The organism is Streptomyces johnsoniae (genome assembly GCF_031845565.1).
GTDB classification, from domain to species: Bacteria; Actinomycetota; Actinomycetes; order Streptomycetales; family Streptomycetaceae; genus Streptomyces; species Streptomyces johnsoniae.
In genome coordinates, this window is record NZ_JAVREV010000016.1 from 44,453 (window position 1) to 61,617 (window position 17,165).

17 protein-coding genes are annotated in these 17,165 nt (G+C 72.5%); 13 read left to right on the top strand and 4 right to left on the bottom strand.

From position 1 onward, the window contains the following. Positions 1-217: 217 nt before the first annotated feature. The 9 genes from RM779_RS25355 to RM779_RS25395 all read left to right on the top strand — a co-directional run bounded on the left by RM779_RS25355 (position 218) and on the right by RM779_RS25395 (position 9,892). The gene (locus tag RM779_RS25355; RefSeq protein ID WP_311620077.1) at positions 218-988 is read left to right on the top strand and encodes a hypothetical protein; all 771 of its coding nucleotides are present in this window, start codon (positions 218-220) and stop codon (positions 986-988) included. A gap of 93 nt (positions 989-1,081) precedes the next feature. Then, positions 1,082-1,831 (top strand): YcnI family copper-binding membrane protein, encoded by a 750-nt coding sequence (locus RM779_RS25360; protein WP_311620078.1) that lies wholly within the window; start codon positions 1,082-1,084, stop codon positions 1,829-1,831. A 130-nt stretch (positions 1,832-1,961) separates the two neighbouring features. Then, positions 1,962-2,627, top strand: a complete 666-nt coding sequence (locus RM779_RS25365) for an SCO family protein (RefSeq protein ID WP_077060094.1) — start codon at positions 1,962-1,964, stop codon at positions 2,625-2,627. Further along, entirely contained in the window at positions 2,624-3,103 is a 480-nt protein-coding gene (locus RM779_RS25370; RefSeq protein ID WP_311620079.1) for a copper chaperone PCu(A)C, read from the top strand. The genes RM779_RS25365 and RM779_RS25370 overlap by 4 nt, the downstream gene beginning before the upstream one ends. Positions 3,104-3,113: 10 nt before the next feature. Then, the gene (locus RM779_RS25375) at positions 3,114-5,024 is read left to right on the top strand and encodes a copper resistance CopC/CopD family protein (RefSeq protein ID WP_311620080.1); all 1,911 of its coding nucleotides are present in this window, start codon (positions 3,114-3,116) and stop codon (positions 5,022-5,024) included. Between the two features lie 51 nt (positions 5,025-5,075). Continuing rightward, entirely contained in the window at positions 5,076-6,362 is a 1,287-nt protein-coding gene (gene efeB / locus RM779_RS25380; protein WP_311620081.1) for an iron uptake transporter deferrochelatase/peroxidase subunit, read from the top strand. 10 nt (positions 6,363-6,372) lie between these two features. Next, entirely contained in the window at positions 6,373-7,302 is a 930-nt protein-coding gene (gene pheA, locus RM779_RS25385) for a prephenate dehydratase (protein WP_311620082.1), read from the top strand. A gap of 428 nt (positions 7,303-7,730) precedes the next feature. Further along, positions 7,731-9,011 (top strand): serine--tRNA ligase, encoded by a 1,281-nt coding sequence (gene serS / locus RM779_RS25390; protein WP_311620083.1) that lies wholly within the window; start codon positions 7,731-7,733, stop codon positions 9,009-9,011. After that, entirely contained in the window at positions 9,008-9,892 is an 885-nt protein-coding gene (locus tag RM779_RS25395; RefSeq protein WP_311620084.1) for an HAD family hydrolase, read from the top strand. Before serS ends, RM779_RS25395 begins: the two co-directional genes overlap by 4 nt. Before the next feature lie 101 nt (positions 9,893-9,993). Here RM779_RS25395 and RM779_RS25400 read toward each other — a convergent pair whose 3' ends face one another. Beyond that, entirely contained in the window at positions 9,994-10,962 is a 969-nt protein-coding gene (locus RM779_RS25400; RefSeq protein WP_311620085.1) for a helix-turn-helix transcriptional regulator, read from the bottom strand. Positions 10,963-11,135: 173 nt separating this feature from the next. On the opposite strand from RM779_RS25400, the gene RM779_RS25405 reads away from it, so the two are divergent. The 3 genes from RM779_RS25405 (at position 11,136) to RM779_RS25415 (ending at position 13,329) form a co-directional block, all read left to right on the top strand. Further along, complete coding sequence (locus RM779_RS25405) at positions 11,136-11,810, top strand: sensor domain-containing protein (protein ID WP_311620086.1); 675 nt, start codon at positions 11,136-11,138, stop codon at positions 11,808-11,810. A 259-nt stretch (positions 11,811-12,069) separates the two neighbouring features. Then, positions 12,070-12,666 carry a hypothetical protein gene (locus RM779_RS25410; protein WP_311620087.1) on the top strand — a complete coding sequence of 199 codons (597 nt, stop codon included), beginning with the start codon at positions 12,070-12,072 and terminating at the stop codon, positions 12,664-12,666. A 156-nt stretch (positions 12,667-12,822) separates the two neighbouring features. After that, on the top strand, positions 12,823-13,329 hold the full coding sequence (locus tag RM779_RS25415; protein ID WP_311620088.1) for an NUDIX hydrolase: 507 nt from the start codon (positions 12,823-12,825) through the stop codon (positions 13,327-13,329). On the opposite strand, the gene RM779_RS25420 is transcribed toward RM779_RS25415, so the two are convergent. Next, complete coding sequence (locus tag RM779_RS25420) at positions 13,326-14,012, bottom strand: class I SAM-dependent methyltransferase (RefSeq protein WP_311620089.1); 687 nt, start codon at positions 14,010-14,012, stop codon at positions 13,326-13,328. The two genes, RM779_RS25415 and RM779_RS25420, sit on opposite strands and share 4 nt — an antisense overlap. A 14-nt stretch (positions 14,013-14,026) precedes the next feature. Then, complete coding sequence (locus tag RM779_RS25425) at positions 14,027-15,838, bottom strand: hypothetical protein (protein WP_311620090.1); 1,812 nt, start codon at positions 15,836-15,838, stop codon at positions 14,027-14,029. A 301-nt stretch (positions 15,839-16,139) separates the two neighbouring features. On the opposite strand from RM779_RS25425, the gene RM779_RS25430 reads away from it, so the two are divergent. Further along, complete coding sequence (locus RM779_RS25430) at positions 16,140-16,352, top strand: hypothetical protein (RefSeq protein ID WP_311620091.1); 213 nt, start codon at positions 16,140-16,142, stop codon at positions 16,350-16,352. A gap of 77 nt (positions 16,353-16,429) precedes the next feature. Here the strand turns inward: RM779_RS25430 and RM779_RS25435 are convergent, their stop codons facing one another. Continuing rightward, positions 16,430-17,152 carry an ABC transporter permease gene (locus RM779_RS25435; RefSeq protein ID WP_311620227.1) on the bottom strand — a complete coding sequence of 241 codons (723 nt, stop codon included), beginning with the start codon at positions 17,150-17,152 and terminating at the stop codon, positions 16,430-16,432. Positions 17,153-17,165 lie beyond the last annotated feature (13 nt).

Below are 17,165 nucleotides of genomic sequence, written 5' to 3' on the forward strand. Positions count from 1 at the left end.
TCCCGCCTCCAGGCCGCGGCTCGACATATCTGTAGGTATTGCCTACCGGCGCGCACCGTAAGCGTGTGATTGACCCAACACCCCCCGTTCGGCGGAAGTATCGGGACGGACCTGCGGAAATACCGACAAATCACCGTCTCGATGCGCCCCCCACGCGCCACCTGTCCGTGCCCCCGCGCCCCCGCCGGTCCTGGCCCGGTGAGATGATGGCGCCGCCATGCGTGCCGGAGCCGATCTGCGAGTGCTGCGCGCCGCGGTGTTCGCCGCGGCCTGCGCCACGCTGGCCGCGGCCGGGCACGTGTGGGCCACCGGGCCCGTGCCGCCACCGGCCGCGCTGGCGGCCGGCTGGGCCGCCGCGTTCGCCCTCGCTCTCCCGCTCGCCGGCCGGGAACGGCGTTCGGTGCCCGCCATCGCCGCCACCCTCGCCGCCACGCAGCTCGCGCTGCACGCCCTGTACTGCCTGGGCCGGCACGCTCCCGCGGCCGGTGCCGCCGAGCACGGCGGCGGCGCCGGGGACGCCATGGCGCTCGCGGCCCGTCTGCTGTGCAACGACCACGCCCTGGCCCTCACCGAGGAACGTGCCGCCCGCATCGTCGACGAGGCGGGGCTCGCCCCGCACCCCGGCGCCGCTCCCGGGGCGGCGGACGCCGCGGCCGGGCTCGGCGAGGCGTTCGCTTCGCTGGCGTCCGCCCCCATGCTGCTCGGCCACCTGCTGGCCGCGCTCGCCGCCGCCTGGCTGCTGCGCCGCGGCGAGGCCGCGCTGTGGCGGCTGATCCGCCTCTCCGCCCGCGTCTCGCGGCCGTTCCTGCGCCTCGTGCGCGCCCTGCTGCGCGCCCTGCACGCCCCGCGGCCGTGCCCGCCGGTGCCCTGCCCGCCGCGGCACCGCCACCACCGGCTGCCCGCCCCGCGCGGCACCGTCATCGCCGCCGCCGTCACCCGGCGCGGCCCCCCGCACCCCACGGCGCACCACCTCGCCCTCGCGGCCTGACCGCACCCACGGAACCGGACGGGTGCGCCCTCGCCGCGCGCTCGTCCGACCCCAGATCTCTTCCGATCTCTTCCGAATTTCGTGGAGTGCCCCATGAGACACCACCGTTCGCGCCTTGCCGCCCGCTCCGTGCTGGCCGCCACCGCCCTCGTCGCGCTGACCGCGGCGCCCGCGTGGGCGCACGTCTCCATCGACCCGCCCGAGGCCGCGCAGGGCGGCTACGCCACCCTCAACGTCAAGGTGCCCAACGAGCGCGACAACGCCTCGACCGTTCAGCTCGAAATCCACCTGGACCCCGAGCACCCCGTGCCGTCCGTGATGCCGCAGCCCGTTCCCGGCTGGGACGTCGAGGTGACGACGGCGCCGCTGGAGACGCCCGTCGAGGTCCACGGCAGCGAGGTCACCGAGGCGCCCAGCGTCATCACCTGGAGCGGCGGCGAGATCGAGCCGGGCACGTTCCAGCAGTTCCCGCTGTCCGTCGGGCCCCTGCCCGAGGACGCGGACCGGCTGGTCTTCGACGCCATCCAGACGTACGACAACGACGAGGTCGTCCGCTGGATCGAGGAGCCCGTCGACGGGGAGGCCGAGCCGGAGAGCCCCGCGGCCGTGCTGCGCCTGACCGCGGCCGAGGGCGACGGGCACGGCGCCGCGGCCGACGACGCGGCGGGCGGCGGGGCCGACCCGCAGGAACCGGCCGCCGACCAGGCCGCCGCGGACGGCGGCGACGACTCCGCGAGCGACACGACCGCGCGCGTCCTGGCCGGCGTCGGCATCGCCGTCGGGCTGGCGGGCGTCGCCTTCGGCGTCCTCGCCGGGCGCCGCCGCACCCCCGCGGGGGACTGAGCGCGGGCCGCGCCCCGCCCCGTCCCGCACGACACCACGCGCACGAGACCACGCGCACGACACCTTGCCACCGCGCCGCGGAACGGACGACCCCGTTCCGCGGCGCCCCACCACGCATCAGGAACCTTCCATGCACCTGCGCACGATCACGACCGCCGCGGTCGCCGCGGCGACCGCGCTCGCCCTGGCCGCCTGCGGCAGCGAGAACGACTCCGGTGACGACGCCGAGGACACCCCGGCCGCCGACGTCTCCGGCGCCCACGCCGCGGACGAGGGCACGGTCCTCGACCAGCCGTTCGACAAGCCCGAGCTGGTCCTCACCGACACCAACGGCGAACCGTACGACTTCGCCGCCGAGACCGACGGCCACGCCACGCTGCTCTACTTCGGCTACACCAACTGCCCCGACATCTGCCCGCTCACCATGAGCAACATCGCGGTGGCCGCGAACTCGCTCACCGAGGAGCAGCGCGCCGACCTGCGGGTCGTCTTCGTCACCACGGACCCGGACCGGGACACCCCGGAGTCGCTCGGCCCCTGGATCAACGCCCACGACCCCGACTTCACCGGCCTGACCGGCGACTTCGCCGACATCCAGGAGGCCGCGCTGGCCCTCGGCGTCGCCATCGAACCGTCCTACGAGGACGACAACGGCGACATCGTCTCCAACCACGGCACGCAGGTCGTCGCGTTCCTCCCGACCGACGACAAGGCCCACGTCGTCTACACGGAGGGCGTCACGGCCGAGACCTTCGAACGCGACCTGCCCGGCCTCATCGCCGGAGAGCTGCCGTGAGCCGCCGCGCCGCGGGCACCGCCGCGGCCGCCGCGGGCGTGCTCGCCGCCGCGCTCCTGCTCGGCGGGTGCGGCGACGACGCGGCGGACGCGGCGGACGCGGCGGACGCGGCGCCGGAACTGTCCGCCACCGGCGCGTTCATCCCGGCACCGGCCACGGGCGACGTCGCCGCCGGCTTCCTCACCCTGCACAACGCCGGCGACGCGGACGACGCCCTCACCTCGGCCGACAGCGACATCGCAGGCACCGTCGAGATCCACGAGACGGCCGACAACGCCATGCGGCAGGTCGAGTCCCTCACCGTCCCCGCGGGCGGCGAACTGCGGCTCAGCCGCGGCGGGAACCACCTCATGCTCCTCGACCTCTCCCGCACGCCCGCGGAAGGCGAGACCGTGAGCATCGAACTGCACTTCGAGACGTCGGACCCGATCACCCTCGACGTACCGGTCGAAGCCGCCACCCACACCGGGGAGTGAGACCACCGCCATGACCACCCCACCCCGTTCCCCCGCGGCACTGCTGCTGCTCGCCGCCGCGGCGCTCGGCCTGCTGCTGCTCGGCGCCACCCCGGCCGCCGCGCACGCCGAACTGACCGGTACCACACCGGGGGACGGGGAGGTGGTCGCGGCGGCCCCCGACCGGGTGACCCTCACCTTCTCCGAGTCCGTCTCGCTCGCCGATGACGCGATCCGCGTCCTCGACCCGGAGGGCGCAGGCGTGCACAGCGGCGGGTTCACCGACGAGGGCGACAACACCTGGGCGGTGCCGCTGGAGGGCGGTCTCGGCGACGGCACGTACACCGTCGCCTGGCACGCCGTCTCCGCCGACAGCCACCCCATCTCGGGCGCGTTCACCTTCTCCATCGGCGCGCCCTCCGAGACGGTCGCCGAGATCCCGGACCGGACCGGCGACGACGGCCTGACCGGCCTCCTGTACGACGTCGCGCGGTACGCCGCCTACGGCGGGTTCGTGCTCATGGCGGGCACCGCCGCGTTCGTCCTCGTCTGCTGGCCGCGCGCCACCGCGCTGCGCCCGGTCCAGCGCCTCGCCCTCGCCGGCTGGACCAGCGCCACCGCGGCCACGCTCGCGCTGCTGCTGCTCCGCACCCCGTACACGGGCAGCGGCGAACTCGCCGACGCCTTCGACCTGGGCGGCCTGCGCGACGTCATCGACACCAGGGCGGGGACGGCGCTCCTGACCCGGCTGCTGCTCCTCGCCGCCGCCGGCCTCTTCATCGCCGTGCTGCACGGGCCCTCCGCCCGGCTGGTCACCACCGGCGGGGCGGCGGAAGGGGACGGGAACGCCGAGGACGCCGAGGACGCGGCGACCCGCGCCCGCGACCTGATGTTCGGCCTCGGCATCGCCGGCACGATCCTCGCCATCGGAACGGCCGCCACCTGGGCCATGTCGGAGCACGCCGCCACCGGGCGCCAGACGGGCATCGCCATCCCCGCCCACATCCTCCACCTGCTCGCCGTCGCCGCCTGGCTCGGCGGGCTCGCCACCCTGCTGACGCTGCTGCGCACCGCGCCGACGCTGCCGCGCGCGGTCGTCCGCCGCTTCTCCGCGGTCGCCCTCACCTCCGTCACCGTGCTCGCCGTCACCGGCCTCTACCAGTCCTGGCGGCAGGTCGGGTTCTCCTGGTCCGCGCTGACCGGCACCTCCTACGGCCGGCTCCTGCTGCTCAAGGTCGGCCTCGTCGCCGTTCTCCTCGCGGCCGCCTGGATATCCCGCCGCTGGACCGCCCGCCTCACGGACACCGCACCGGAGCGGCCGGACGAGGAAACGGACGCCGGAACGGACGCCGGAACGGACGCAGCGGCCGTCGCGGAGAGCCCGGAACGCACGCGGCAGCTCGCCCGTCAGCGCACCGCCGTCCGGCAGGCCAGGGAGCGCAGAGCCCGCGACGCCGACCCGCACCGCGCCGGGCTGCGCCGTTCCGTGTGGGCGGAGACGGCCATCGCCGCCGTCCTCCTCGCCGTGACCACCGTGCTCACCGGCACCACCCCGGCCCGCACGGCCGACACGGCGCCCGCGCAGGCCGCGCCCGCCGCGCCGCGGGGGCCGGTCTCCGTTCCGTTCGACACCGGCGGCGAACGGGGCCAGGGCACCGCCGAGCTCGACCTGTCCCCCGCCCGCACCGGCGGGAACACCCTGCACGTCCGCCTCTTCGACACCGAGGGGCTGCCGACCGGCGCCGTCGAGGTCCGGGTCGCCTTCACCCTCCCCGCCGAAAACCTCGGCCCGCTGCGCCACGAGCCCCTGCACGTCGACGTCGGCCACTGGACCCTGACGGAGGTGCAGCTGCCCCGCCCCGGAGACTGGGAGGTGGCCCTCACCATCCGCACCTCCGACATCGACCAGGTCACCGAGACCGCCACCGTCACCATCACCTGACCGCGTCGCCCGCACCCGACCCGGCCCCGATCCCACCGGATGACTTGAGCCATGACCTCTGACCCTGACCAGAAACGCCAGAAGCCCAAGGAACGCCAGGAACGCAAGGAACGCCCCGCCCTCACCCGCCGCCGCCTGCTCACCACCGCGGGCGCCGCGGGTGCCGCGGGGCTCGCCGTCGGCGCCCCGACCGGCGCCCTCGCCCACTCGGCCGCCACCGGCGACGACGGGCCCGCGCTGGCCGAAGTGGGCGCCACGGCCGTCCCGTTCCACGGCACACACCAGCCGGGCATCACCACCCCGATGCAGGCCCACGGCCACCTCGCCGCGTTCGACCTGGCCGCCGCCGCGGGCCGCCGCGAGGCCGCGGCGCTGCTGCGCCGCTGGTCCACCCTGGCCGCGGAACTGATGGCCGGGGGCACCCCCGACACGGACACCGGCGTGGCCCGCGACGCCGGCCCCGCCTCCCTCACCGTCACCATCGGCTTCGGCGGAAGCTTCTTCGACGCCGTGGGCCTCACCGGCGCCAGGCCCGCCGCCCTCGACCCGCTGCCCGCCTTCTCGGCCGACGCCCTGGACGAGCGGCGGTCGAACGGCGATCTGTGGCTCCAGATCGGCGCGGACGACGCCCTCGTCGCCTTCCACGCCCTGCGCACCCTCCAGCGCGCGGCGGGCGAAACGGCCGCCGTGCGCTGGCAGATGACCGGCTTCAACCGCAGCCAGGGGGCCACCGCCCGGCCCATGACCACGCGGAATCTGATGGGCCAGGTCGACGGCACCAACAACCCGCGGCCCGAGGACGACGACTTCGAGGCGCGCGTCTTCGTGCCCGCGGGCGGCGACCCGGCGTGGATGTCGGGCGGCTCGTACGCGGTGGTGCGCCGCATCCGCATGCTCCTCGACGTCTGGGAGTCCAGGCCGCTCGCCGAGCAGGAACGGGTGATGGGGCGCCGCAAGTCCAACGGCGCCCCGCTGACCGGCGAGCGCGAGACCGACCCCGTCGACCTTGAGGCCACCGGGCCGGACGGCACCGCCGTCATCGCCGCGAACGCGCATGTGCGCGTCACGGCTCCCGAGACGAACGGCGGTGCCGCGATGCTGCGCCGCCCGTTCTCCTACCACGACGGGTTCCGCGATGACGGCGCACCGGATGCCGGTCTGCTGTTCGTCTGCTGGCAGGCCGATCCGCTGCGCGGCTTCGTTCCCGTGCAGCGCAAGCTGGACCGCGGCGATGCGCTGTCCGAATTCGTCCGGCACGAGGCGAGCGCCCTGTTCGCCGTGCCCGGCGGGGCGGCGGAGGGTGAGTACGTGGGGCAGGAGCTGCTCGAAGGCGGCTAACGTTTGAGCCATGACAGCTGCGAGCCGTTATACCTATCTCGGCCCCGAGGGCACGTTCACCGAGGCGGCGCTGCGCACGCTCCCCGAGGCGGCGACGCGGGAGCTCGTTCCGATGATCTCGGTGCCCGCCGCGCTGGACGCGGTGCGAGGCGGCGAGGCCGGCGGCGCGCTCGTGCCCATCGAGAACTCGGTGGAGGGCGGCGTCTCCGCGACGGTCGACGAGCTGGCCGCGGGCGGGCCGCTCATGATCTACCGCGAGGTGTACCTGCCGATCGCGTTCGCGCTGCTGGTCCGCCCCGGTACGGAGCTGGAGAACATCAAGACCGTGACCGGCCACCCGGTGGCGCAGCCGCAGGTGCGGGGCTGGCTGGAGCGCTTCCTGCCCGAGGCGCAGTGGGAGTCGGCGGCCTCGAACGCGGACGGGGCCCGGCTGGTACAGGAGGGGCGCTTCGACGCGGCTTTCGCGGGCGAGTTCGCGGCGCCGACCTACGGTCTCGAACCGCTGGTCACGGACATCCACGACGCGGACAACGCGACCACCCGCTTCGTCCTCGTCGGCCGCCCCGCCAGGCCGGCCGCGCCCACCGGCGCGGACAAGACCTCGGTCGTGCTGTGGCTGCGCGCCGACCATCCGGGGGCGCTGCTCGACGTGCTCCAGGAGTACGCCACCTGCGGCGTCAACCTGGTGCGCATCGAGTCACGCCCGACCGGCCGGGGGATCGGGCAGTACAGCTTCTCCGTCGACTGCGAGGGCCACATCTCGGACCGCAGGGTCGGCGAGGCGCTGATGGGCCTGAAGCGGCTGTGCTCCGGCGTCCGCTATCTCGGCTCGTACCCGCGGGCGGACCAGGTGGCGCCGACCGTCGTCACGGGGACGGCCGACGCGGACTTCCTCCAGGCGTCGGACTGGCTGACCCGGTGCCTGGACGGGCGCAGCTGAGGCCGCGGGCCGACGACCTGGCGCCTGTCCCCAGAGTTATCCACAGGCGACCCTGTGTGCCTGTGCACAAGTCGACACTTGAGAACGGGCGGAACCGGCATATCGTCCACTCCGCCCGTAAACCGCGCACAGTGCTACCGATCCCCTTTCGTCAGCCCAATCGCCTCGGATAACTCGCGAGTGTGAGGCAATTTCCCTCGTAAGAGAGTGTGAGCGGCGTTTGAATGGGGAATTCTGTGCCGCACGGCCGGAGGCGGACGGCAATCGGGAGAGCATCCACAGGAGCGGGGGAAGCCTGTGGATAACCCTGTGGATACCCGTCCTGACCTGTGGATTCTCCAGCAGCCCCCTTTTCCGGCATACCGGACTAAACGCCCCATGCGCTTTATGGATTCAGCCGCCGCCCGGCCTCCCGGTAGCCTGGGTCCGTGATTGACCTTCGCCTGCTTCGTGAGGACCCCGACCGCGTGCGCGCCTCCCAGCGCGCCCGAGGAGAAGACGTCGGCATTGTCGACGCACTCCTCGCTGCCGACGAGCTGCGGCGGTCCTCCGGCTCCCGCTTCGACGAGCTGCGGGCCGAGCAGAAGCAGCTCGGCAAGCGCATCCCGCGCGCGGCCGGCGACGAGAAGGCCGAGCTGCTCGCGCGCGCAGGGGAGCTGGCCGCCGCCGTGAAGACGGCCGACGCCGAACGGGACGAGGCCGCCGCCAGGGCGCAGGACCTGCTGCTCCGCCTGGGGAACGTGGTGCATCCGGACGTCCCGGTCGGCGGCGAGGACGACTTCCGGGTCCTTCAGACGCACGGCACCATCCGCGACTTCGCGGCCGAGGGCTTCGCCCCGAAGGACCACCTGGAGCTGGGGCAGGCGCTCGGCGCGATCGACACCGAGCGCGGCGCCAAGGTCTCTGGCTCGCGTTTCGCCTACCTCACCGGCGTCGGCGCCCTGCTCGAACTGGCCCTGGTCAACGCGTCGGTCGCCCAGGCCACCGCGGCCGGTTTCGTGCCGGTGATGACGCCCGCGCTGGTCAAGCCCCGCGCGATGGCGGGCACCGGCTTCCTCGGCCAAGCCGCGCAGGACATCTACCACCTGGAGAAGGACGACTACTACCTGGTCGGCACCTCCGAGGTGCCGCTCGCCGCCTACCACATGGACGAGATCGTCGACGCGGACCGGCTGCCGCTGCGCTACGCCGGCTTCTCGCCGTGCTTCCGCCGCGAGGCCGGATCGCACGGCAAGGACACCCGCGGCATCATCCGCCTGCACCAGTTCGACAAGGTGGAGATGTTCTCCTACGTCGCGCCCGAGGACGCGGAGGCGGAGCTGGAGCGGCTGCTCGGCTGGGAGAAGCAGTGGCTCACCTCGCTGGAGCTGCCGTTCCGCGTGATCGACGTGGCCAGCGGCGACCTGGGCGCCTCCGCCGCCCGCAAGTTCGACTGCGAGGCGTGGCTGCCCACGCAGGGCAAGTACCGCGAGCTGACGTCCGCCTCCAACTGCAACACGTTCCAGGCCAGGCGCCTGTCGATCCGGACGCGCGGCAAGGACACCGGCACCCGCCCGCTGGCCACGCTGAACGGCACGCTCTGCGCGGTGCAGCGCACGATGGCGCTGCTGCTGGAGAACCACCAGCAGGCCGACGGCTCCGTGCACGTTCCCGAGGTGCTGCGGCCGTTCCTCGGCGGCCGGGAGCGACTCGAGCCGGTCGCGGCGTGACCACCGCGGCCCCGGACGACCCGGGCATACCGCCGGCACTGCCGCAGCGGTTCCCCTACCGGCTGGTCGCGACCGACCTCGACGGGACGCTGCTGCGCGGCGACGGGACCATCTCGCGGCGCACGCGGAACGCGCTGACCGCCGCCCAGGCGGCGGGCGCGCACCACATCGTGGCGACGGGGCGCAGCGTGGCCTGGACGCGGCACATCCTGGACGGCCTCGGGTACCGGGGGCTCGCGGTGTGCGGACAGGGCTCGCAGCTCTACCACGCCGGGGAGCACCGGCTGCTGACGTCGGTCACCCTGGACCGGGCGCTGGCCCGTTCCGTGGTGGCCCGGCTTGAGGCGGCGCTCGGTCCGCTGGCGCTCGCGTCGAACCGGGACGGTCTCGACGGGGACGTGATCATGGACGCGCGGTACGAGGCGGCGGTCGGCGCGGTCTACCGGGGCGAGGGCAACAATCCGGACCCGGCGCAGGCGCCGGACCGTTCGGTGCTGTTCGCGGAGCCGATCATCAAGATGTACCTGCACTCCGCCGGCCGGTCCGAGGACGAGCTCGCCGCCGCGGCACGGTCGGTGGTCGGTGACTCGGTGGGCATCGTGGTGTCGGGCGAGGCGCTGGTGGAGATGCTGCCGCTGGGCCTGACCAAGGCCACCGGCCTGTCCCTGGCGGCGCGGCGGCTCGGGGTGCGGGCGGCGGACACCATCGCGTTCGGGGACATGCCGAACGACATACCGATGCTGGAGTGGGCGGCGCACGGCGTCGCGATGGCCGGCGCGCACGCGGACGTGTGCGCGGTGGCGGACGAGGTGACGGCGGGCAATGACGCGGACGGCATCGCGCTCGTGCTCGAACCGCTGCTGCGGCCCGAGTCCGGGTGACGCCAGGTCAAATGCGTTGTCCACAGGCCCGGTCGGCGCCTGTGGACAAGTAAGCGTGCTTATCCACAGGTGGTTTGCCCGTTTGCCGGTTTCCTGAACGATCAGGGCGCGCGCCCCGCGGCGCGTCGGTAACGGTCCGCCACCGACCGCAGGGCGGCGGCGAGTTCGGGACTGCCGGAGGCGTCGAAGTCGAAACCGAGCACGCCGATCCACACGGCCAGGCTCTCCGGACTGTCCGCACCGGTGGCCACCACACAGGTGTGCTCGTCGACGGGCTCCACGGTGCCGGCCGTCGCCGGCAGCCGTTCGGCGACGGCCTCGGCCGGGGCGTGGACGGTGACCCTGGCCCGGAACCGCCACGGCGCCGTCGCGACGCCGCGGGACACGTACGCGGCGACGTCCTCGTCCGGCAGCGGACGCGGCGCGAAGCGCGGCCCGCCCGGCGTGAGGGGCGTGACGCGGTCGACGCGGAACGTGCGCCAGTCGCCGCGCCCGGTGTCCCAGGCGATGAGGTACCAGCGCCGCCCCCAGTTGACCAGCCGGTACGGCTCCACGTCGCGCCGGCCCGTGGTCGCGTCGTGCGCCCGGTAGTCGAAGCGCAGACGTACGTGGTCGCGGCAGGCCGCGGCGATCGTGGTCAGCACGTCCGGCGGCACGCCGGGCCCCTGCCGCCGCGGCCGGACGGGCACGGTGTGGCTCTGGAGGGCGCCCACCCGGCGGCGCAGCCGCGGCGGGAGCACCTGTTCCAGCTTGGCGAGGGCGCGCAGCGAGGACTCCTCGATGCCGGTGACGGAGCCGCCCGTCGCGGTGCGCAGGCCGACGGCCACGGCGACGGCCTCCTCGTCGTCGAGGAGCAGCGGTGGCAGGCTGCTGCCCGCGCCGAGCCGGTAGCCGCCGACCGCGCCGCGGGTGGCGTGCACCGGGTAGCCGAGCCGACGGAGCCGTTCGACGTCGTTCCGTACGGTCCTGCTGGTTACTTCGAGCCGTTCGGCCAGCTCGTTGCCGGTCCACTCGCGGGGGGTCTGGAGGAGGGACAGGAGCTTCAGCAGGCGTGCCGATGTCTCAAGCATGGTCCGAGTCTCCCCCGGTTCTAGGAACGTGACGTTCCTGATGGCGGGAAAGTTATCCACAGGCTGTGCAGGGTGGGCGACCCACGGCCAGGGGCGGGGGTGGAGGCAGCACCACCCCCCATCGTCGCCCCAGACGGCTGGGTGCGGGCGGCACCGGGCGGGACAGTGGTGGCATGAACGAGACACTGGAACGGTCCGCACCGCTCGCCACCGACCGCACCGCCCCCCGGCCGGTCCCCGCCGCGCCGCGGCCGGGGCCCACCGGGCGCTTCGAGCGCTTCGGCCGCGAGGTCGGCTACCTGCTGACCGGACTGCCGCTCGGCATCGTCGCGTTCACCCTCGCCGTCACCGGATTCTTCCTCGGGCTCGGCACGCTGGTGATCTGGGTGGGCCTGCCGGTGCTCGTCTGGACGCTGACCACGAGCAGGTACCTCGCCGGCGTGGAACGCGAGCGCATCGGCTCGGTCACCGGCCGCCCGATCCCGCGGCCCGCCTACCGTTCGGGCGGCATGCTGCGCGTGCTGGGCGACGCGCAGGCGTGGCGCGACCTGGTGCACGCGATCGTGTCATTCCCGCTGCGGGTCGTCACGTTCTGCGTCGCGGTGACCTGGACCGTCGGCGGCCTGGGCGCGCTGCTGTACGTCACGTGGTCGTGGGCGCTGCCGCGCGAGGACGGCGAGGAGGGCCTGCCCGACCTGATCTGGGGCGTCGAATCCGAGGCCGCCGACATCGCGTTCAACACCGGCATCGGCGTCGTCCTGCTGGCCACGGCGATCCCCGTGCTCCGCGTCTGCACGGCGATGCAGGCCGGACTCGCGCGCACCCTGCTGGCGGACGGCACGCGCTGACCGGGGTGGCCGGGTTGAACGGAGGGAGCCGGGCACGGGCCCGGCTCCCGTGACCGTATGACAATCCCCTCGTTGGGCCAGGTGCGCGGAGGCGACTGGAGTACGAGGCGTCGAGGGTTTGTGAAGTGGTGGTAGCCGGCGGCGGCGAGTCCGCGCCGGTAGTGCAGTGAGTGGCGCATAGGGCAGATCTCCGCTCCTGGGCCCTGGATACGGGCGAATCTCACCATGCCCGTACGGGACCGGAAGGGGTCTCTCCGTCATGCACGAAGAACAAGTGCTGCTGGAGTCGCGCACGCTGCGCGACCGTTACACAGAGCGAGTGGATGTGCTCGACAAGGTCAAGGCACTCGCACTGCTGCCCGATGGACTGCACGTGACGACGGAGGCCGTGGCGGCCTACTTCGTTATCCACAGGTCGATCATCCGCAAGGTCATCGAACGCCACCGGGAGGAGCTGAGCGAGAACGGGCTGACCGTGCTCCGGGGCTCTGACCTGCAGGTCTTTGAAAGTGACAACTTGTCACTTTCAAAGCAGAGTTATCCACAGGGCAGGGCCCATCTGACCCTCTACACCCGCCGGACGGTGCTCAACATCGCGATGCTGCTGCGCGACAGCGCCGTGGCACGGCGGGTGCGGAGGTACCTGCTCGACGCGGAGGAGACCGGCATGCGTCCGGACGGTGACGTCTCGCGGGCCGTTCGGGAAATCGGTGGTGTGCTGGCCGAGTTGGGGCCGGTTATCCACAGGATGTCCGTTCGACTGGAGCATGTGGAAAGGCGTGTGGACAACACGGAGCGTATCGTCTGCGCGATGAGCGAGCGCCTCGCCACCCTCCAGGAACGCCGGCTTCCGTAACAGTCGGTCACCGGCCCCGGCCACCCGGCCGGGGCCGGCGGGGTGGCCGGCATTCCGCCCGGCGCTCCTGCGCCGGGCGGGATTCTGTTGACCCCGTTGCTCGCTGCGGCCTACAATTTCCATTGTTTTTCCCGGAATTCAAAGATGATCCGGCCGGTGCGCTCACACCCGGAGGACCAGGTGGCGCTACGAGACGTAATCAACGAGAATGACGAAGTCATCGGCCAGGCCGAGAAGGAGGAGATCCAGCACAAAAAGCTGATCTGCCGGGTCGCGTTCGTCATCATCGTCAACTCCGCGCAGGAGCTCCTCCTCCAGCAGCGTTCCGCCCGCAAGAAGGCGTACCCCCTCTACTGGTCCGGCGCCGCGGCCGGCCATGTGCACAGCGGCGAGACGTACGAACAGGCGGCGGCACGGGAGTTGAAGGAGGAGCTGGGCATCACCGCCCCCCTCCGCTATCTGGGCAAGCACTTCTCGGCGGAGGACAGGGAAATGGTGGCCTCGTTCCTCGCCTTTCACGACGGCCCCTACAACATCGAGCGTCATGAGATCGAGAAAATCGACTTCTTCACTCTCGAACGCTTGCGGCAGGAGATGCCCGGCATGAAAGTCACCAGCTTCCTGGAAAGGGCGCTGCCGCTCATCGACGGGAAGTTCGGCTAGGCCGCGGGCCGACGCGCGCCGCGCGAGGGCCGCGCCGGTTTCAGCGCCACCATCTTGATGTGGCTGTGCGCGTGCGGCTCCATGTCCTCGTGGGCTATTTCGAGGCGGTTCCGCTCGTAGTAGTGCAGCAGTTTGTCCCAGCCGCGGTACGCACGCGTGATGGCGCCGTCCTCGTCGTCGGGGAACGTGGGCACGACCTGGTGGCCCGGCGGGACGGGCGTGAAGGTGCTCCACGAGGAGACGGCATGACATCCGCCGGGCGCGGTCATCTCCTGCATGCGGGCGATCAGTTGCTCCTTGGCCGCCACGTAGTGGAGCAAGCCGTTGCAGACGACGAGGTCGTAACCGCCGGCGGAGTCGAAGGCCAGCGCATCGGTGTGGTGCACGGTCACCCGGGCACCGGCCTCGTACGCGAACCGCTCGATCTTCTTCGCCCCGACGTCGCTGATCTCCACCGCGTCGACCTCCCAGCCCAGCAGCGCCATGCGGATGGCGTCCGTACCCTCGCCGCTGCCGAGGTCGAGGGCCCGCCCCGGCGGCAGCCCGCGGACATGGCGCAGGACGACCTGGGTGATCAGCGAGGCCGAGTGGTCGGCCGGATCGGCGGAGTACCGCCGCTGTTTCCGCCACCAGTACCGTTCCGTCGCGCCATAGGCCGCGTTGAAGAATTCCCTGACTTCCATCCGGAGCCTTCCTCTCACACTTCGATCGGCAGGGCGGTCACCATGTCCTCGCTCTCGTAGCACGACTTGAGGTCGAGGACGGCCCGTCGCCGCACGGGGTCGTCGGCGAGCGCGGAGAGCGCACGGGCGGCGGAGGCCACGCCGACCGCGGCGTACACGGGAAGGATGTCGGTGAAGAAGCTGCGGTACTGGAGCCCGGCGAGTCCGGCCAGGTGCAGCTCACGCCCGGCCGAGTAGCGGCTGAGCCCCGACGCGTCCACGAGGGGCCGCAGCTCATCGGCGAGCTGCTGCCGCGCACGCTCCCGCGGCGGGCATTCCGCGACACGTTCCGCGAGCGCCGCGTGACCGTGCAGGAGCAGGTTCAGCGAGGCGATTCTCCCGGCGATGGCCCGCTGGGCGACCGTGAGGTGCTCGTCGGTGAGCGCGAGCACCGCGTTGCCCAGCACCTGGTGCTCGCGCACCCGCAGCAGTTCCGCGACCGTCCACGCGTGCATCTGGACGCTCGGCACGAATCCCGTATCCGCAGACAATTCCGTCTCGAATATGTAGAAGTACAGATTCTCCTTGTCCGGATAGTAGAACGGCACCGTGCCCGTGAGGCGCGGCACGCCCCTGGGATGGCGCACGCCCAATTCGTCGAGTAGTTCGCGGCGGACCGCGGCTTCCGCCGTGTCCCGGCCGAGCAGGAAATTCGACGGCGCGCTGCCCGATTCTGCGCGGTCGCGTGCACCGTGATCGCGCTGGTTGATGTACCCGCTCAGGTGGGAGACCTTGCCCAGCTCCCGCGTCGAATTCTTCGGAGTGTTTATTTCGAGCAGGGGCTCGACCTGGTCCTCCCGCCTGCGCCAGGTGATGACGATGACAGCGGGCAGCCAGTCATGGGTGTTCTGGTGGCTGATCATGACGCCCCTGCGGAACCGTGCGCCGTAACAGGAGAAACTCCCGCCGTCCCAGGCGGGACGCCCCACGAGCACGACCTCGTGGTCCTCTTCGCCGTGCTCCACGATCTCGTTGAATATCGACTCGAAGCGCTGATCGGGCAGGTCCTCGAATTCCATGCGGGACGCTTCCGGGCCTGCCAGGTGGGAGGGGGAGGCGGTCAGCTGGACGAAGACGCGGCCGTCGCCCATGCGCAGGACCGCGCCCGGCAGCGGCATCAGCCCGCGGTGCGCGTACACCTTCCAGCGCCCGGGAACGCCGCGCCGCAGGAGCAGCGACATCACCGTCCGTCGTGCGAGTGCCGCGCGCTGCCTGCGTTCCCGCGCCGCCGCCTCCGGGTCGGGGAACTGGGCCGTGAGATCGTCCCGCACGAGGTGCAGCAGATCGTCGCTCAGGAAGACGATGCACAGCTCGTCCCAGAACGCCGCCTCCCCGTACCGCTCGCGCTTGCGCAGCAGGGCCCGCTCCAGCAGCTCCGCCAGGTCACGGTGGACGGGGTCGACGATGACCACCCGCACGGCGTCGGCGAGCCGGTCGAGGAGGAGCCCAGGACCCACGGCGGTGTGCACGGCACGGCCGCCCGCCTCGGGAGCGGGGCCGGGCAGTGGAACGGGAACGGCGCCTTCCGCCCGCGGGGCGGGGTCCCGCGCGCGGTCCTGGCCGGGTGCCGGGGCCCGGGCGGCCAAGGCGGCCAGGATCTCCTCGGCCACCTGCTCGCAGATGGTCACCTCGTAGGTCTTCCTGAAATGGTCCGTCGTCACCCCGCACTGCTCGGCGGCCTTCTTCCGCCTTTGCTGCGCCGGCCAGGCGCGGGTCCCGGGAGCGAGACCGAAGGTGTACTCGGCGGCATCACCGAGTTCGCCGCCGCCGATGCCGGACACCGCCATTCTGAGCAGGTTTTCAATGGCGGTCTGCGACGAAGGCGTTGCCGAGGAAGCGAGGCCGCTCAGCCGCGCAGCCCTTTCCAGAGCGTCGAATCGGTGTCTGCGGACTTGGGTGAGTCCCTTTTCCCGCAGTTTCTTCAGGTCGGCGACAAGCCGGGGGTAGTCCGGCCCCCTCGATTCCTCCGGCATATCCAGATGGTCCCCGAACCACCACCGGGTGGCAACCGGGTGACGCCACATCAGGCGTGTTTCGATCGACGTAGGCGCCTTTCTTTCCACTTGCAGAGAAGGGGATCAAGACCAGATGTCCAGGGAACTCTCAGGTTTCGTCCTGCGGTACGCGGCCCGCACCATCGTCTGGTGCCAGGCCGGCGCCGAACCGGCGCACCTGCTGGTGACAGGGCTGTTCGAGCTGGCCGTGCTGCTCCTCGGGCGCCGTGCGCGGGGCGCGGCGCCCGGACCGGGCGCCGCCCCGCCCGCATCCGCCGCGGACCGGGACGCGGGCACCGCCCGGTGAACCGGCCGGGCGGGCGGCCCCCGCCGGACCGCCCGCCCGGCCATCCGCCCGCCCGGCCATCCGCCGGGGCCGGCCCGCTAGTCGTCGCCCGCGACCTTCAGGCTTCGCAGGCGTTCGCCCGCGTACCAGGTGCCGAGCACCGTGGCGACCACGAGGAGGATCACCGCGGTGGGCAGGGCGACGTCGGAGGAGATGTCGGCGCCGTCGGCCGCAATGCGCTCGGCCAGGGAGAGCGACCACTGCTGAATGGACAGCACGCGGGCGCCGGGGACGAGGTTGCCGAAGAGTGCCTCCCAGACCATGGCGTAGATCAGGCCGAGGACCACCGCGTTCCGCGAAAGGGTGCCGAGCAGCAGGAAGACCGCGCTGTAGGCGACGGAGGCGACGATGGCGGCCACGGTGAACGCGGTGGCGATCTGCTGGCTGTTGCCGTTGAGGATGATGCCGGCGATCAGGATGGGCACGACCGTGAACGCGAGGGAGACGCCGATCGCCACGAACAGCTTGGTGGTGACGATGGTCCGCCGGTTCAGCGGCTTGGACAGCAGGTAGACGATGGACCCGTCATCGATCTCCGGGGCGATGGCGCCCGTGCCCGCGATGACGCCGATCAGCGGGACCAGGGTGGCGAGCGCGAGGCCGCCGAGGATCTCGGTCGCGGCCCGGTCGTCTACGCCGGCGAACGCGCGCACGGCGACGGCGATGACCAGCAGCAGGGCGGGCAGCGCGCAGAGGATCAGGGCGCGGCGGCGCCCGAGCAGGGCACGGTAGGTGAGCCGGGCGACGGTGTGGTTGTACAGCATCGTGTCGAGT

Coding starts and splice junctions, on each gene's coding strand:
- RM779_RS25355 (WP_311620077.1), top strand. CDS start 218: ATGCGTGCCGGAGCCGATCTGCGAGTGCTGCGCGCCGCGGTGTTCGCC.
- RM779_RS25360 (WP_311620078.1), top strand. CDS start 1,082: ATGAGACACCACCGTTCGCGCCTTGCCGCCCGCTCCGTGCTGGCCGCC.
- RM779_RS25365 (WP_077060094.1), top strand. CDS start 1,962: ATGCACCTGCGCACGATCACGACCGCCGCGGTCGCCGCGGCGACCGCG.
- RM779_RS25375 (WP_311620080.1), top strand. CDS start 3,114: ATGACCACCCCACCCCGTTCCCCCGCGGCACTGCTGCTGCTCGCCGCC.
- efeB (WP_311620081.1), top strand. CDS start 5,076: ATGACCTCTGACCCTGACCAGAAACGCCAGAAGCCCAAGGAACGCCAG.
- pheA (WP_311620082.1), top strand. CDS start 6,373: ATGACAGCTGCGAGCCGTTATACCTATCTCGGCCCCGAGGGCACGTTC.
- RM779_RS25400 (WP_311620085.1), bottom strand. CDS start 10,962: ATGCTTGAGACATCGGCACGCCTGCTGAAGCTCCTGTCCCTCCTCCAG.
- RM779_RS25405 (WP_311620086.1), top strand. CDS start 11,136: ATGAACGAGACACTGGAACGGTCCGCACCGCTCGCCACCGACCGCACC.
- RM779_RS25410 (WP_311620087.1), top strand. CDS start 12,070: ATGCACGAAGAACAAGTGCTGCTGGAGTCGCGCACGCTGCGCGACCGT.
- RM779_RS25420 (WP_311620089.1), bottom strand. CDS start 14,012: ATGGAAGTCAGGGAATTCTTCAACGCGGCCTATGGCGCGACGGAACGG.
- RM779_RS25425 (WP_311620090.1), bottom strand. CDS start 15,838: ATGGCGGTGTCCGGCATCGGCGGCGGCGAACTCGGTGATGCCGCCGAG.
- RM779_RS25430 (WP_311620091.1), top strand. CDS start 16,140: ATGTCCAGGGAACTCTCAGGTTTCGTCCTGCGGTACGCGGCCCGCACC.